The sequence below is a fragment of the Guyparkeria hydrothermalis genome, from assembly GCF_023555385.1.
GTDB lineage: Bacteria > Pseudomonadota > Gammaproteobacteria > Halothiobacillales > Halothiobacillaceae > Guyparkeria > Guyparkeria hydrothermalis_A.
Window position 1 is genome coordinate 2,070,973 of record NZ_JAJSED010000001.1, and the last position, 14,910, is coordinate 2,085,882.

The window sequence follows — 14,910 nt, forward strand, 5'->3', positions numbered from 1 at the left end:
GGTTGTCCCCCATGATTGTCGACATGCATCTGGGTTCTGCCGAGTGCTGGCGTACAATGTATCCCCAAATATGGCTTGTTGTAAAAGATTTCGCCCCTACCGTCCAGTCGGCATCGGGGCGATGCTGCCCCCTTTTCCGGTGATTGACGTATGAGTCTGCGAGACATCCTCATCTACCCCGACGAGCGACTGCGCGAGATCGCCCGTCCAGTCGACTCCTTCGAGCCGGCACTGGCCGAGCTGGTCGACGACATGTTCGAGACCATGTATCAGGAGCGTGGCATCGGTCTCGCTGCCACGCAGATCGACGAGCACCGCCGGCTGTTCGTTGCCGACGTGAGCGAGGATCGCAGCGGTGCCTTGGCGTTCGTCAACCCGGAGATCCTCGCCCGCGAGGGCACGGTCGAGTCGGAGGAGGGCTGCCTGTCGATTCCCGGCATCAACGAGACCATCGCCCGGGCCGAGCGGATCCGCGTGCGCGCCCAGGACGCGAAAGGCAAGACCTTCGAGCAGGACCTGGAGGGGCTGCTGGCGATCTGCTTTCAGCATGAGCTCGATCACCTCGAGGGGCGCCTGTTCATCGACTATCTCTCGCCGCTCAAGCAGCAGCGCATTCGCAAGAAGATGCAGAAGGCCGCGCGCCGGGAGCGCGTATGACCCTTCGTGTCGTTTACTGCGGGACGCCGGACTTCGCCGTGCCCGCGCTGGAGGCCTTGGCGCGCCTCGACGAGGTCGCCGGCGAACCCGTCGAACTGGTCGCCGCCTACACCCAGCCGGATCGACCGGCGGGACGTGGCAAGAAGCTTACCGCCTCGCCGGTCAAACAGGCTGCGCTCGGGCTCGACCTACCGGTGGAGCAGCCGCTCTCGCTGCGCGACGAGGATGCCCAGGCCCGTCTGGCCGAGTATCGCCCCGATCTGCTGGTCGTTGCCGCCTACGGGCTGATCCTGCCACAGAGCGTGCTCGACCTGCCGCGCCTCGGCGCGATCAACATCCACGCCTCGCTGCTGCCGCGCTGGCGGGGTGCGGCACCGATCAACCGTGCCATCGAGGCGGGTGATACCGAGACCGGCATCACCATCATGCAGATGGAGGCCGGGCTGGATACGGGACCGATGTGGCACAAGCTGCCCGAACCGATCCACGCCGACGACACGGCCGCCACCCTGCACGACCGGCTTGCGCCCCTGGGTGCCACGGCACTGATCGAGGCATTGCCGCGCATCGTGCGCGGTGAAGGCGCGCCGGAGCCGCAGGATGACGCGGAGAGCTGCTATGCCGCCAAGCTCGCCAAGGCGGAAGGGCGCGTCGACTGGCGCGAGCCGGCCGAGCTGATCGAGCGTCGGGTGCGCGCTTTCAATCCCTGGCCGGTCGCTCAGACGATGCTCGAGGGTCAGCCGCTGCGCCTTTGGGGTGCGCGCCTTGCCGATGGCAGTGATGGCGTGACGCCGGGCGAAGTTGTCGCGGTCACGGCAGACGGTATCGTCGTCCAGACGGGGCGTGGCGGCCTCGAGTTGACCCGCGTACAGCGGGCGGGCGGCCGACCGATCGCCGCGGCGGATTTCGCGCGTGGACGGTCTCTGGAGGGGGTGCGGCTTGGCGAATAGCGGAGATGTCGAGCAGTCGAAGGGGGAGCGCCGGGAGCCGGGGCGTGATCGGCAGCGACGGCGTCGTCCTCCCGCTGGCGGAGGCCGCGCCCGCTCGCCCGAGGCGCTGGTGGCCGAGGGGCTGTTGCAGGTGGTGCAGCAGGGCCGCTCGCTCGACCATGTGTTGCCCGATCTGACCGGGCGCGCCCAGGCTGCGCACCGCAGCGTGATTCAGGCGATGAGCTACGAGGTGTTGCGTCATTACGAGCAGCTCGCCTGGTGGCGTGATCAGTTGCTCGACCGACCGCTCAATCCCCGGGCTGCCGAGGTGGGCATGCTGCTGCTGGTCGGCCTGGAGCGCCTGACCGGTTCCAAGCGCGAACCGTCGCGGGTGGTCAACGCCGCCGTGCACGCTGCCCGCGAGCTGAATCACAACTGGGCCACGGGCCTGGTCAACGCGGTGCTGCGTCGGGCGGTCCGGCAGGTCCAGGCCGGCGAGACGCCGTTGCCGGAAGCCCCGCCGGCCGTGCGGGCCCGATTGCCGGACTGGCTGTTCGGCATGCTGTCCAAGGACTGGGGCGAGGAGCGGGCCGTCGAGCTGGGCGAGCGGCTGGCGACGCACCCGCCCATGACACTGCGCGTCAGCGCCGTCGAAGAGAGCGTTTCGGCCTATCTCGAGCGCCTCGCCGAGCAGTCGGTGGCTGCCTCGGCCACCCGCCACGCCTCCCATGGTGTCGCCCTGGCGTCGCCTCTGGACGTCGAGCGTCTGCCCGGTTTCCACCAAGGCGTGGTGTCGGTGCAGGACGAGGCGGCGCAGCTGGTCGTCGACCTGATGGATCTGGCCCCTGGGCAGCGGGTGCTCGACGCCTGTTGCGCGCCCGGCGGCAAGACGCTGGCCATGCTGGACAGCGAGCCGTCGGTGGCCATGACCGCCGTCGACATCGACGTTACCCGGCTGGCGCGCGTGCAGGACAACCTCGAGCGGGCCGGACGCTTCGCCGAGCTCGTCTGCGCCGACCTGACCTCCCAGTCGATCGACCCGCCGAACTCCTTTGATCGGATTCTTGCCGACGTGCCCTGTTCGGCCACCGGTGTGATCCGGCGTCACCCGGACATCAAGCGCCTGCGTCGCCCCGATGACCTAGATGCGCTGGTGAAGCGCCAGCGCGAGATCCTCGAACGCCTCTGGGGGTTGCTGCGCCCCGGCGGCCGGCTCGTCTACGCGACCTGCTCGATCCTCAAGCGCGAAAACGTCGAGCAGGTCGAGGCGTTCCTTCAGGCTCATCCGGACGCCATCGCCGTGCCAATGGACGTCGACTGGGGCGAGCCGCAGGCCGTGGGGCGGCAGCTGTTCCCCGAGGTCGATGGCCCGGACGGTTTTTACTACGCCGTGCTGGAAAAACGGTCGGAGGCGGGATGAGTCGCGCCCGCGGCCCGCTGCTCCGCTGGCTGCTGGCGCTCGTCGCCGGTCTCGGCGTCGCATGCGGGACGGCGGGCGCGGAAACCCGCGTGATCGACGTGCATGCCGAGGTGCGCGAGCACGCCGTGTTCCTCGACGCGGACCTCGAGGTGCATCTGGGCACCGAGGTGATCGAGGCGCTACGCAACTCCATCGCGCTGAATCTGGTGGTCGAGGTCGAGCTGGTCGCTCCGCGTGAGTGGCTATGGGACCGTCGCCTGCTCTCGGATCAGCGCGCCTTGCGTCTCGAATATCATGCCCTGTCGCGTACCTGGATGGTGACGGATCTGACCGGGCGCGAGACACACACGTTCTCGAAACTGGCTGGTGCGGTCGAGTCGCTCTCGCGCATCCGCGCCTGGCGGCTGGGTTCGTCGGAGACGCTGACCGGCGAGTCGCGCGTGCTCGGCAAGCTGCGGGTCAAGCTGGACATCAACAAGCTGCCCCTGCCGCTCCGGGTGCCGGCGCTGGTGCGCGAGGACTGGGATCTCGACAGCGACTGGTTCCTGTGGGGGCTTTCGGAGGCGAGGCGATGATCGGGGTGGGACGTCGATTGCAGCGCTGGGTGCGTCGGGCGATTGCGCCCATCAGCGGCATGGTCGTGGTGCTGCTGCTGGTGCTCCTGTATCTCGTCTCCGACTCGCTGCGGGCCGTCGATCAGCCCGAGGGGCTGTTCCTCGCGCTGCTGGGCATCAGCGCGGTGGGGCTGCTGTTCCTCGCCCTGGTGGTCCTGTGGCACATCGTCCGACTGATTCGTGACTACCGCCGGGGCGCGCCGGGGGCGCGACTGACCGCCCGGCTGGTGGTGACCTTCGTTGCCCTGGCCCTGGTGCCGGTCGCGATCGTCTTCTACTTTTCGCTGACGTTCGTCCAGCGCGGCATCGATTCGTGGTTCGATGTGCAGGTCGAGCAGGCGATGACCGATGCCCTGTCGCTCTCGCAGATGGCCTTCGACGGTCGCATGCGCCAGGCGCTGGACGAGACCAAGCGGGCCGCCGAGGAGCTGAGCGACGGCGCCTCGGAACTGGTCGCGCTCGAGCTTGCCGAGGTGCGCCGGACCACCGGCGCGGAGGAAATGACCATCCTCGGCCAACGCAATCTGATCGTCGCCTCGTCGTCGGACGATGCCACCAGCATCGTGCCGGCTCGGGCGGACGAGACCGCCCTGGCTCATGCGCGTTCCGGGCGCGACTTCATCGGGCTCGATCCCGGTGGTGACGGCAACCTGCAGATCCGGGTCGTGGTGCCGATGGAGGCGGGGCTGACCAGCGACGGCGGCAAGCGCGTGCTCCAGGCCCTCTACGACGTGCCCGACGAGGCCAACGAGCTCTCCAAGGGCGTGCAGGCCGCCTACAACGACTACCGGGAGCTCGTCTATCTGCACAGCTCGCTCAAGCAGACGTTCACTCTTGCCCTGACGCTCGCGCTACTGCTCTCCTTGCTTACTGCCGTGTGGCTCGCGTTTCTCGCCGCGCGCCGACTTCTCAGCCCGATCCGCGAACTGGCAGCCGGGACCCGCGCAGTTGCCGAGGGCGACTACAGCCTGCGTCTGCCGGTCGACCGTCGCGACGATCTCGGCCAGCTGGTCCAGTCGTTCAACACCATGACCGCTCGGGTGCGCCGCGCCCACGAGGTCATGCGCGAGCTCCAGGAGCTGGCGGACAAGGAGCGCGACTATCTCGACACCGTCATCCAGCACCTGTCGTCCGGCGTGCTGACGCTTTCCTACGATGGCCGGATCATCAGCGGCAACTCGGCCGCCCAGCAGATACTCGGTGTATCGTCCGACGAACTGTTCGAGGGCTCCCTGCAGGAGGTCTGCCGCGAGCACGCCTCTCTGCTGCCCCTGTGCGAGGCGTTCCTCGACCGGCTGGGCGCGGCAGGGCCGCCGCCGGGAGAGACCATCGAGGCGCAGGTGCGCATCATGAACGGCAGTGGCCGCAAGGTCCTGCTTGCCAGGCTGGCCGCCCTGCCGCCCGACGGCGACGTGGAGGCCGGTGGCTACGTGATGGTGCTCGAGGACGTCACCGCCCTGATCCAGGCGCAGCGTGATGCGGCCTGGTCGGAGGTCGCTCGCCGACTGGCGCACGAGATCAAGAACCCGCTGACACCGATCGGCCTGTCGGCCGAGCGCCTGCGCCGGCGGATCCTGCCGCAGCTTGACGAAGGGCACGCGCCGATCCTCGACCGGGCGACGTCGACCATCATCGCCCAGGTCGATGCGATGAAGCAGATGGTCAACGAGTTCGCGGAGTACGCCCGCAGCCCCCGCGCGGAGCTCGAGCGGCTTGACCTGCGCGAGTTGGCAGGACAGACCGTCGAGCTCTATCGTGGCAATACCAGCGTGAAGGTGCGCTATGTGGCCGAGGTCGCGGAACCCGTCTGGATCGAGGGCGATGCCAACCGGCTGCGGCAATTGCTGCACAACCTGATCCGCAACGCGAGTCAGGCCCTGCATGAGCGGGGCACGGAGGCCGGTGAGCCGCTGGTGCTGGTCGAGTTGCGCGTCGTCGGCGAAGCGGGTCACTGCCTGGCTGAACTGATGGTCGCGGATAACGGCCCTGGCTTCCCGGCGGAAATGCTCGATCGGCTGTTCGAGCCCTACGCGACCACCCGTCCCAAGGGGTCGGGGCTTGGGCTCGCCATCGTCAAGAAGATCGTCGAAGAGCATGCCGGGGCCGTTCACGCGTGGAATGCCGCCGAGCAGCCCACGGTGGACGACAGCGAGGCCGGACAGCGGCTTGCCAATCACGGTGCACGCGTTACGATTCGCCTACCCTTGGAATCGGGGCGCTGCCAGGCGCAGAGCAGCGAACCCAACGGAAAAACGGGAATTTCCTGACGAATGAGTATCGGACACATCCTGGTCGTCGATGACGAGAGCGAGATCCGCAATCTGCTGGTTGACGTTCTGGAAGACGAGGGATTCACCGTCAGCAGTGCGGCCGACGCGGTCGAGGCGCGCGCCTCGATCGCCGTGCGGCGCCCGGACCTGATCCTGCTGGATATCTGGATGCCGGGTACCGACGGCATCGGCCTGCTACGGGAATGGCACGAACACGACCAGCTGGTCTGGCCGGTGATCATGATGTCCGGCCACGGCACGGTGGAGACCGCGGTCGAGGCGACCCGGCTGGGTGCCTTCGACTTCATCGAGAAGCCCATTTCGCTGGACAAGCTCCTGCTGTTGATCGAGCACGCGCTCGACAATCGCCGTCTGGCGCAGGAGAACGCGGCACTCAAGCGTGGCGAGATCGACCCGCTCGACTTGATCGGCGACTCCGAGTACATGCAGGAGCTGCGCGAGCAGGCGAAGAAGATCGCCAGCCACGACGCCTGGGTGCTGATCTCCGGCGAGCCCGGCACCGGCAAGCAGGCGCTGGCCCGGTTCATCCACCGGCATTCGGCCCGCCGGCATTTCCCGTTCGTCGACACCGGCGGCAGCGCGGTCTCCGGCCGGCAGAATGCCGCCGTGGAGCTGTTTGGCGCCGAGGAGGAGGGACGGATCCGTTACGGCCTGCTCGAGCAGGCCAACGGCGGCACGCTGTTCATCGCCGAGGCGGCGGACATGGACGAGCAGACCCAGATGCAGCTGATCTCGGCGCTGGAGAGCCAGTCGTTCTTCCGCGTCGGCGGCAACGAGCCGGTGCGCGTCGACGTGCGCGTGATCGCCGCCACGCGCAAGGATCTCGAGGCCGAGGTGCGTGCCGGCAACTTCCGCGAGGACCTCTACTACCACCTGTCGGTGGTCCCGGTGCACATCGAGCCGCTGCGGGAGCACCCGGAGGATATCCCGGTGCTGCTCGCCCATTACCTGGATACCGCGCACACCGTTGAGGGGTTGCCGCGGCGCGACCTGACCATCGGTGCGCGCAACCTGCTGCGCTATCACCACTGGTCCGGTAACGTCCGCGAGCTGAAGAACCTGGTGCAGCGCCTGCTGATCCTCGGCAGCGGCGAGGTGATCGACGAGCAGGAAGTGCAGCGCGCGCTGGGCCTTGCGCCGGTGGACGAGGCCGATGCCGACAACGGGCCTGCGCTGGTGTCGCTGAACCTCGATCTGCCGCTGCGTGAGGCGCGCGACGAGTTCGAGCGACGCTACCTGCTCGCGCAACTGAAGAACGTCGAGGGCTCGATGACCGAGCTCTCGCGTCGCACCGGCATGGAGCGCACCAACCTCTATCGCAAACTCAAGTCGCTGGGCATCCAGGCCAGCGAGCGCGCGTCGGGGACGAACTCGTGACCGCCCTGCGGACCAAGCCAGTACAGGTGACTCGATGAAGGTAATCGTTCTCGGCGCGGGGCAGGTTGGCGGCTCGGTCGCCACCGCGCTGGCCAACGAGACCAACAACTCGGTCACGGTGGTCGACACCGACGCCGATTCGCTCAACTGGCTGCAGGAGCGCCTCGACATCCGCACGGTCACGGGTTTGGGTTCCCGCCCCAGCGTGCTGGCGGAGGCCGGCGCGGCCGATGCCGACATCCTGATCGCGGTGACGCAGTCCGACGAGACCAACATGCTGGCGTGCCAGGTGGCGTGGACGCTGTTCCACACGCCCACCAAGATCGCGCGGATCCGGGCGACCGACTACCAGGATCACCCGGCTCTGTTCGACAACGCTGCCATCCCGGTCGATTTCATCATCAGCCCCGAACGGCTGATCAAGAACTACATCGCCCGCCTGATCGAGTACCCGGACGCGCTGCAGGTGCGCGAGTTCGGCGACGGCAAGCTTTTGCTGATCGGCATGGAGGTCGATCGCGGCGGGCCGATGGTGGGCGAGCCCATCCACCGCCTGCGCGAGCTTCTGCCCGGCATCGAGGCCCGCGTGGCGGCGATCTATCGCCACGAGACCTCGGTGCCGCCCGAGGGCGACACGCGCCTGCTCGCCGGCGACGAGGTGTTCTTCCTCGCCCGCGCCGGCGCCGACATCCGCCGCGTGATGAGCGTGATGCGTCCCCTGGACAAGCCCTATCAGCGCATCATGATCGCTGGGGGCGGCAATGTCGGTGGCGCGCTGGCCGCCCGCCTGGAGGACGAGTACCAGGTCAAGCTGATCAGCCACAATCCGCGCCGGGCACGCGAGCTGTCCGCCTCGCTCGATCGCAGCATCGTGCTCTCCGGGAGTGCCTCGGACACCGAGCTGCTCGAGGAGGAGAACATCGAGGACATGGACGTGTTCCTCGCCCTGACCAACGACGACGAGGACAACATCCTCGCCTCGATGCTCGCCAAGCGGCTGGGGGCCCGGCGGGCGATGTGCATCGTCAACCGCACCGAGTACGTCGACCTGATCGAGATGGGCACCATCGACATCGCCCTCTCGCCGCACCAGATCACCATCGGCGAGGTCCTGACCCACCTGCGTCGCGGCGACATGGTCAGCGTCCACTCGCTGCGCCGTGGCGCGGCCGAGGCGATCGAGATCATTGCCCGCGGTGACGAGAGCACCTCGCGTGTGGTGGGTCGGCGCATCGAGGCGCTCGATCTGCCGCGCGGCACCACCATCGGCGCGATCCTGCGCGACGACGAACTCCTGATCGCCCACCACGACACGGTGATCCAGTCGGACGACCACGTGGTGCTGTTCCTGACCGACAAGCGCCGCATCGGCGAGATCGAGCAGCTGTTCTCGGTCGGCTTCGGCTTCTTCTAGGGCGGACGGTACGGGCACCCGATGCAACTACTGATCGTCATCCGCATTCTCGGCATCCTGCTGATGGTGTTCGGCCTGGCCTTCGTGCCGCCGTGGTTCGTCGGCTGGCTGATGGGCGATGCCGACCTGACCCCGTTCGTCCTCAGCTTCGTCATCAGCGTCTCGATCGGCGGGGTGTTCTGGGGTCTGACGCGCCAGTACCGGCGCGAGATGAAGTTGCGCGACGGGCTGTTGATCGTGGTGTCGTTCTGGGTCGTGCTGGGGTTGATCGGGGCGACGCCGATCTATCTGCAGCCCGAGCTGGGGCTGAGCTTCTCGCAGGCGGTGTTCGAGTCGGTCTCGGGCATTACCACCACCGGGGCGACCGTGATCACGGGGCTGGACGAGCTGCCGCGTTCGCTGTTGTTCTATCGCCAGCAGCTGCAGTGGCTGGGCGGTCTCGGGATCATCGTGCTGGTGGTCGCCTTCCTGCCGCTGCTGGGCGTTGGCGGCATGCAGCTCTACAAGAGCGAGATGACCGGGCCGATCAAGGACTCGCGCCTGTCCGGTCGTATCTCCGAAACCGCCAAGGCGCTGTGGCTGGTCTACACCGGCATTACGGTGCTGTGTGCGCTGGTCTACAAGATCGAGGGCATGACCTGGTTCGATGCCGTCAGCCATGCCTTCACCACCGTGGCCACCGGCGGGTTCTCGACCCACGACGCCAGTTTCGGTCACTTCGACAATCCCACCATGGAAGTGACCGCCATGGTGTTCATGATTCTCGGTGCGACCCCGATGGCACTGCACTTCATCGCGCTGCGTCGCGGCACGCTGCAGGGGTACTTCAACAGCGCCGAGGTGCGTTTCTATTTTCTCTGGATGGCAGCCGTGGCGGTGTTGGCGGTCGCCTTCTTCCTGGTCCACCTGCCCGAGGGCAGCTGGCTTGCCGACCTGCGCCACGTGCTGTTCAACCTGGTCTCGTTCGCCACCACGACGGGCTATACCGCGGCGGACCATACCCAGTGGGGCGCGTTCCTGATGCTGCTGCTGGTGTTCACGGCGATCATCGGCGGCTGTGCCGGTTCGACCACCGGCGGGATGAAGTCGGTGCGGGTGATGCTGCTCGGCCGGCAGGGGCTCAACGAGGTGCGCCGCCTGGTCCATCCGCACGCCGCCTTCGTCATCCGCCTCGGCGGCCGGCCGCTCGACCCGAGCGTGATCGCGGCGGTGTGGGCCTTCTTCGCGGCATGGATGTTCACCTTCGTGGTGTTCTTCTTCGCCATGCTGTTCACCGGCATGGACCTGACCTCGGCCCTGGGCGCGGTGCTGGCGACGCTGACCAACCTCGGCCCGGGCATCGGCTCGGTCGCCAGCAATTTCGCCGGCGAGTCGACCACCGTGCTGTGGATCGCGATGCTGGCGATGATCCTCGGGCGCCTCGAGATCTTCACGGTGCTCGCCATCCTGTTGCCGATGTTCTGGCGCCGATGAGCGACCTGTCCGCGACCGCTGTCTTCCGGCGCTTTCGCTGGTCCTTCCTCGCGCCGCAGCACTGGCCGACGTGGCTGGGGCTGGGGCTCTTGTGGCTGCTCTCGTTCGTCGGGCATCGCCTGCGCTGGCGCCTGGCGCGCGGGCTGGCGCGGGTCTACCGGCGCGTCAATCCGCGCCGTGTCGGCATCATGGCGACCAACCTCGCGCTGTGTTTCCCCGAGGAGAGCGAAGCGACCCGTGCGCGCTGGCTCGAGCGCCACCTGGTGCTGCATGTGCTGGCATTGCTCGATCTCGGCCGCCTGCATCGTGCCCGTCGCGGTGAGCTGACCGAAGAGGCGGAGATCGTCGACGAGGCGTTGCTGGAGCGACTGTGGGCCGAGCCGGGCGTGATCCTCACCGTGCACAGCGTCGGGCTGGAATGGGCGGCGGCCATGCTGGCCGAGACCGTGCCCGGCTCGACCATCTACAAGCCGTTCGCGAAGAACCCGGTGCTCGACTGGTGGTTCGCCGGCATGCGCAGCCGCCACGGCACCCTGATCCAGCCGCGCGACCGCGGCATGAAGCCGCACATGCGCGCCCTGCGCGAGGGCAAGAGCTTCTTCTATATCGCCGACGAGGATCTGGGCGCGACCCATGGGGTGTTCGCGCCGTTCTTCGGCGTGGAGAAGGCGACCCTGCCGCTGGCGGGCAAGATCGCGAAGGCGACCCGGCGGCCGGTCTACCCTGTGATCGGTCAGCTCGACGAACAGACGGGGCGCTACCGCCTACGGCTGTTCGAGCCGGTCACGCTCCCCGCGACGGCCGATCGCGAAGCGGCGACGGCCATCAATCGGGTGATCGAGACCATGGTCCGCGAGGATCCGGTCCAGCTGATGTGGTCGCTCAAGTACTTCAAGACCACCCCGCCGGGGGACGAGGACCGGTATCGTCACTGAGCCGGTGGGGCCGGCTCACTCGCCCTGCTGCAAACGCCGGGCCCGGCCGCTCGACTGGCGACGGAAGCGGCGGTAGGTCCACTGGTACTGTTCCGGCTTCTCGCGGACGACTCGTTCAACCTCACGGTTAAGTGCCGCGGCGGCCTCGTCGGGGTCGTCGGCGTCGACGGGCTCGGTGGCGGGGGCATAGTGGATGCGAAAGCCCGCCGCATCGGGCAGGCGCTCGGCCCAGCCGGTGAACGCCGGCGCGCCGGTGCGGCGCGAGAGCGTCCGGATGAGCGTCATGGTCAGTGCCGGGTGACCGAAGAAGGGGGCCAGCACGCCTTCGCCCTTCCGAGGCGCCTGGTCGGGGAGGATGGCCACCAGCTCGCCGCGCTTGAGGGCCCGCAGCGCCTGACGTACGCCGCGCAGGTTGGCGGGGGCCATGTCGGCCCCGAAGCGCGACCGTGCCTCGTTCAGCAGCGATTCGAGCGCCGGCTCGCGGGGCGGGCGGTACATGATGGTCGTCCGGGTCCGCGCGGCCGTTGCCAGCCCACCGAGCTCCCAGTTGCCCATGTGCGGTGCGAGCAGGATCGCTCCTCGTCCTGCCTCGATGGCTTGCTCGATCGCCTCGAAGCCGGGCATGCCCTTGACTACCGCGTCGACCTTTTCGCGGTTCCAGTTCCAGACGGGGGCGGTCTCGATCAGTCCCATGCCCGTCTCGATCAGCGTCCGTCGTGCCAGCTTTTCTCGTTCGTCGGCTCCCAGATCCGGGAGGCATCGCGCCAGGTTGTCCTCGACGATTCGGCGTGTCTTGCTGTTGGCGAGCCAGAAGCTTCGTCCCAGCAGGCGGCCCAGTCGCTGCGCGTTGCTCAGCGAGAGCCGGCCGAGGGACCACAGCAGGCTGCGGGCGAGCGCCAGGCGAAGTCGGCCCCGCAATGGGCGCGCTCGAGCCTTGCCCGAATCGTTCACGAGGTGCGTTCCGCCGGCAGCGGGCGAGCGTGTGCCAGCGCGTGGTCGACGGCGCGGTCGAGCCCGTCGGCAACCAACGGTGCCATGGCCGACTTGAGCGAGTGGAACAGCTGGCCGTTGCCCTGTTCCTCGTTCGCCAGCAGCGTCTTGAAGTGCTCGCGCTGGGTGGGCATGGCGAAACAGGCCGGGCAGTTGTCCGGGATGACCGGCAGGGCGTTGCGGCGGGCGAAGTCGGTCAGAGCCGATTCGCGCACGTCGACCAGCGGTCGGATGATGCGCACGTCACCGGCATCGTTGAGGTAGTGGGCCTTCATGGTGTTGAGCTTGCCTCCATGGAAGGCGCTCATCAGGAAGCTCTCGGCCAGGTCGTCGAGGTGCTGGGCCAGCGCCAGCACGTTGAAGCCCTTGTCTCGCGCCAGCCGGTAGATCAGGCCGCGCTTGAGCCGTGAGCAGAACGAGCAGTAGGAATCGCCGCTCATGTGCTCCTCGGCCAGTCCGACGATGTCCTCGCGGACGCGGTAGTGGCGTACGCCCAGCTCAGCGAGGTAGTCACTCATCGGGCCGGGGTCGAAGCCGGGCACCATCGGGTCGACGGTGATGGCGGCCAGTTCAAAGTCGATCGGCGCGCGGCGCTGGATGTGCCGCAGGATATGCAGCAGCGAGAGGGAGTCCTTGCCACCCGACAGGCCCAGCAGCACCCGGTCGCCGTGGTGCAGCATCTGGTAGTGCATTACCGCCCGGGCGACCTGTTTCTGCAGGCCGCGGCCCGGCGTGATCCAGCCGGCGCGACTGGCGATGGCATCCGTGACGGGTTGGTTCTCGACGATGGCGTGCATGCGGCGGACGCGTTTGGTTAATGGGGGCGTCATCTTACCAGCCCCCCGTGCGTTGCCCACGGCCAGTCGTTGCGTTATTCGTCGAAGATTGGTCGTCCCCGGTAGTAGCCGCGGATGCGCCGGGTCTCGCCTTCGTCGGGTGTGGATTCCGGCGCGTCGGGAGTCTCGAGGCGGCGGACCAAGGCCGCCACGTCCGGATTGCCGCTGGCCTGAGCCAGCCGCAGCAGGCGCTGCTTCACCCCGAAGCGGTCCATGTCGATGGTGATGCCCATGTCGCGTTCCAGCGCTCGTTTCAACTCGATCAGGGATCGCATCTCTTCGCGTTGTGACATGGGCTTACCTCCGGTGAATTTCACGACCTGCCAAGCAATAAGCGCACCATGGCGCCGAATGGCGTGATGTCGCGATGTAACGGAGTTGATTATGTGGTGGGGTGCACCAGGCGGGGGCACGCCGCCAGCCTCGCCGCTGTCTCACAGGGCAGTCACGGACAGACGCGCTACACTGGGCGCGCTGCGGTTGCCGCGGCGATCGGATACCACCAACCGCTCACGAGGTCGGTCCACATGCGCACGCTCTATCCGCCAGTCGAATCCCTGCTCAATCACAGCTTCCCGGTCGGCGACGGGCACGTGCTTCATGTCGAGGAGTGCGGACGGCTCGACGGCATTCCCGCGCTGTTCCTGCACGGTGGTCCGGGTGCCGGCTGCACGCCGATGCATCGTCGTTTCTTCGATCCCGACCGCTACCGGGTGATTCTTCCCGACCAGCGTGGTGCCGGCGGCTCAACGCCGCACGCCGGGCTGGAGGCGAATACCACGCCCGATCTGATCGCTGATCTCGAGCGGATCCGCGAGGCACTCGAGATCGAGCGCTGGCTGGTGTTCGGCGGCTCCTGGGGGTCGACCTTGGCGCTCGCCTATGCGCAGGCTCATCCCGAGCGCGTGACCGGCCTGATCCTTCGTGGCATTTTTCTCTGCCGCGAGCAGGATATCCGCTGGTTCTATCAGGACGGGGCGAGCCACGTCTTTCCCGATTACTGGGAGGACTACCTCGAGCCGATCCCGGAGCACGAGCGCGATGACCTGGTCGCCGCCTATCATCGGCGCCTCAATGGACAGGACGAGATCGCCCGCCTGAATGCCGCCCGTGCCTGGTCGGTCTGGGAGGGTCGCTGCGCCACCCTGCGCCCGGAACCTGCCGTGGTCGACTATTTCGCAAACGCGCACCACGCTTTGTCGATCGCTCGCATCGAGAACCATTACTTCAGCCATGACTCCTTCCTCGAACGTCCCTTGCTCGAGGGAATGGAGTCGCTGGCGGATATTCCCGGGCACATCGTCCATGGCCGCTACGACATGGTCTGCCCGATCGACCAGGCCTTCGCCTTGAAGGAGCGTTGGCCGGCAGCCGGCCTCGAGGTGATCGACGATGCCGGCCATGCGGCCAGCGAGCCCGGCATCGTGGATGCGCTCGTGCGAGCCACCGACCGGTTCGCCGACGACTGGCAGCGCCGCAGTGGAGGTGGGGCGTGATCGCACTGATTCAGCGTGCCCGTCATGGCGCGGTTCGCGTCGACGACGACGTCATTGGTGAGATCGGTCCGGGATTGGTCTGCCTGGTGGGGGTGGGCCAGGGTGATGGTTCGCCTCAGGCGAAACGGCTTGCCGAGCGTGTCCTCAATTACCGGGTATTCCCGGACGACGAGGGGCGAATGAACCGTTCGGTCCGTGATGTCGTGGGTGGGGTGCTCGCGGTGCCCCAGTTCACGCTCGCGGCGGATACGCGTCGCGGCAACCGGCCGAGCTTCACGCCGGCGGCCGACCCGGGTGATGCCGAGGCCCTGTTCGACCGGTTCGTGGCCGAGTTGCAGGCCATGCACCCGGGCAAGGTGGCGACAGGCCGATTCGGTGCCGACATGCAGGTGGAGCTGGTCAACGACGGGCCGGTGACCTTCTGGCTGGAGGCGCGACCGGGCTAGCTGGCCCGGGTCGTTCGTGTTTTGGACAGGCA

14 protein-coding genes are annotated in these 14,910 nt (G+C 67.6%); 11 read left to right on the forward strand and 3 right to left on the reverse strand.

Going from position 1 to position 14,910, the window contains the following annotated elements; translation table 11 throughout:
* Positions 1-150: 150 nt before the first annotated feature.
* Genes def through LV476_RS09705 form a run of 9 tightly spaced genes read left to right on the forward strand, consistent with a single transcriptional unit; the run spans position 151 to position 11,110 of the window.
* Entirely contained in the window at positions 151-657 is a 507-nt protein-coding gene (gene def, locus LV476_RS09665) for a peptide deformylase (RefSeq protein WP_250075616.1), read from the forward strand.
* Positions 654-1,607: a methionyl-tRNA formyltransferase gene (gene fmt, locus LV476_RS09670; protein ID WP_250075618.1), complete on the forward strand. Its 954-nt coding sequence runs from the start codon at positions 654-656 to the stop codon at positions 1,605-1,607. The genes def and fmt overlap by 4 nt, the downstream gene beginning before the upstream one ends.
* Positions 1,597-3,006, forward strand: coding sequence for a 16S rRNA (cytosine(967)-C(5))-methyltransferase RsmB (gene rsmB, locus LV476_RS09675; protein WP_250075619.1), 1,410 nt, complete (start codon positions 1,597-1,599; stop codon positions 3,004-3,006). Before fmt ends, rsmB begins: the two co-directional genes overlap by 11 nt.
* Positions 3,003-3,581: a DUF4390 domain-containing protein gene (locus LV476_RS09680; protein ID WP_250075621.1), complete on the forward strand. Its 579-nt coding sequence runs from the start codon at positions 3,003-3,005 to the stop codon at positions 3,579-3,581. The genes rsmB and LV476_RS09680 overlap by 4 nt, the downstream gene beginning before the upstream one ends.
* Positions 3,578-5,887 carry an ATP-binding protein gene (locus tag LV476_RS09685; RefSeq protein ID WP_250075623.1) on the forward strand — a complete coding sequence of 770 codons (2,310 nt, stop codon included), beginning with the start codon at positions 3,578-3,580 and terminating at the stop codon, positions 5,885-5,887. Before LV476_RS09680 ends, LV476_RS09685 begins: the two co-directional genes overlap by 4 nt.
* 3 nt (positions 5,888-5,890) lie before the next feature.
* On the forward strand, positions 5,891-7,288 hold the full coding sequence (locus LV476_RS09690) for a sigma-54-dependent transcriptional regulator (protein WP_250075625.1): 1,398 nt from the start codon (positions 5,891-5,893) through the stop codon (positions 7,286-7,288).
* A gap of 34 nt (positions 7,289-7,322) precedes the next feature.
* The gene (gene trkA, locus LV476_RS09695; RefSeq protein ID WP_250075627.1) at positions 7,323-8,702 is read left to right on the forward strand and encodes a Trk system potassium transporter TrkA; all 1,380 of its coding nucleotides are present in this window, start codon (positions 7,323-7,325) and stop codon (positions 8,700-8,702) included.
* A gap of 21 nt (positions 8,703-8,723) precedes the next feature.
* Positions 8,724-10,175, forward strand: a complete 1,452-nt coding sequence (locus LV476_RS09700; RefSeq protein WP_250075629.1) for a TrkH family potassium uptake protein — start codon at positions 8,724-8,726, stop codon at positions 10,173-10,175.
* Positions 10,172-11,110, forward strand: a complete 939-nt coding sequence (locus LV476_RS09705; protein WP_250075631.1) for a lysophospholipid acyltransferase family protein — start codon at positions 10,172-10,174, stop codon at positions 11,108-11,110. The genes LV476_RS09700 and LV476_RS09705 overlap by 4 nt, the downstream gene beginning before the upstream one ends.
* A 15-nt stretch (positions 11,111-11,125) precedes the next feature.
* Here LV476_RS09705 and LV476_RS09710 read toward each other — a convergent pair whose 3' ends face one another.
* The 3 genes from LV476_RS09710 to LV476_RS09720 all read right to left on the reverse strand — a co-directional run bounded on the left by LV476_RS09710 (position 11,126) and on the right by LV476_RS09720 (position 13,229).
* The gene (locus tag LV476_RS09710) at positions 11,126-12,061 is read right to left on the reverse strand and encodes a lysophospholipid acyltransferase family protein (protein ID WP_250075633.1); all 936 of its coding nucleotides are present in this window, start codon (positions 12,059-12,061) and stop codon (positions 11,126-11,128) included.
* Positions 12,058-12,897, reverse strand: a complete 840-nt coding sequence (locus LV476_RS09715; RefSeq protein ID WP_250075634.1) for an ATP-binding protein — start codon at positions 12,895-12,897, stop codon at positions 12,058-12,060. Before LV476_RS09715 ends, LV476_RS09710 begins: the two co-directional genes overlap by 4 nt.
* A 74-nt stretch (positions 12,898-12,971) precedes the next feature.
* Positions 12,972-13,229, reverse strand: coding sequence for a hypothetical protein (locus LV476_RS09720; protein WP_250075636.1), 258 nt, complete (start codon positions 13,227-13,229; stop codon positions 12,972-12,974).
* Between the two features lie 234 nt (positions 13,230-13,463).
* Here LV476_RS09720 and pip point away from each other — a divergent pair, with 234 nt between their 5' ends.
* Both pip and dtd read left to right on the forward strand, forming a co-directional pair.
* Positions 13,464-14,432: a prolyl aminopeptidase gene (gene pip / locus LV476_RS09725; protein WP_250075637.1), complete on the forward strand. Its 969-nt coding sequence runs from the start codon at positions 13,464-13,466 to the stop codon at positions 14,430-14,432.
* Positions 14,429-14,878 carry a D-aminoacyl-tRNA deacylase gene (gene dtd / locus LV476_RS09730; protein WP_250075639.1) on the forward strand — a complete coding sequence of 150 codons (450 nt, stop codon included), beginning with the start codon at positions 14,429-14,431 and terminating at the stop codon, positions 14,876-14,878. Before pip ends, dtd begins: the two co-directional genes overlap by 4 nt.
* Positions 14,879-14,910: the final 32 nt, after the last annotated feature.

Bases quoted from the DNA above. Each gene is read 5' to 3' on its own strand.
- def (WP_250075616.1), top strand. From the start codon at position 151: ATGAGTCTGCGAGACATCCTCATCTACCCCGACGAGCGACTGCGCGAG.
- fmt (WP_250075618.1), top strand. From the start codon at position 654: ATGACCCTTCGTGTCGTTTACTGCGGGACGCCGGACTTCGCCGTGCCC.
- LV476_RS09680 (WP_250075621.1), top strand. From the start codon at position 3,003: ATGAGTCGCGCCCGCGGCCCGCTGCTCCGCTGGCTGCTGGCGCTCGTC.
- LV476_RS09685 (WP_250075623.1), top strand. From the start codon at position 3,578: ATGATCGGGGTGGGACGTCGATTGCAGCGCTGGGTGCGTCGGGCGATT.
- LV476_RS09690 (WP_250075625.1), top strand. From the start codon at position 5,891: ATGAGTATCGGACACATCCTGGTCGTCGATGACGAGAGCGAGATCCGC.
- trkA (WP_250075627.1), top strand. From the start codon at position 7,323: ATGAAGGTAATCGTTCTCGGCGCGGGGCAGGTTGGCGGCTCGGTCGCC.
- LV476_RS09700 (WP_250075629.1), top strand. From the start codon at position 8,724: ATGCAACTACTGATCGTCATCCGCATTCTCGGCATCCTGCTGATGGTG.
- LV476_RS09705 (WP_250075631.1), top strand. From the start codon at position 10,172: ATGAGCGACCTGTCCGCGACCGCTGTCTTCCGGCGCTTTCGCTGGTCC.
- LV476_RS09715 (WP_250075634.1), bottom strand. From the start codon at position 12,897: ATGCACGCCATCGTCGAGAACCAACCCGTCACGGATGCCATCGCCAGT.
- LV476_RS09720 (WP_250075636.1), bottom strand. From the start codon at position 13,229: ATGTCACAACGCGAAGAGATGCGATCCCTGATCGAGTTGAAACGAGCG.
- pip (WP_250075637.1), top strand. From the start codon at position 13,464: ATGCGCACGCTCTATCCGCCAGTCGAATCCCTGCTCAATCACAGCTTC.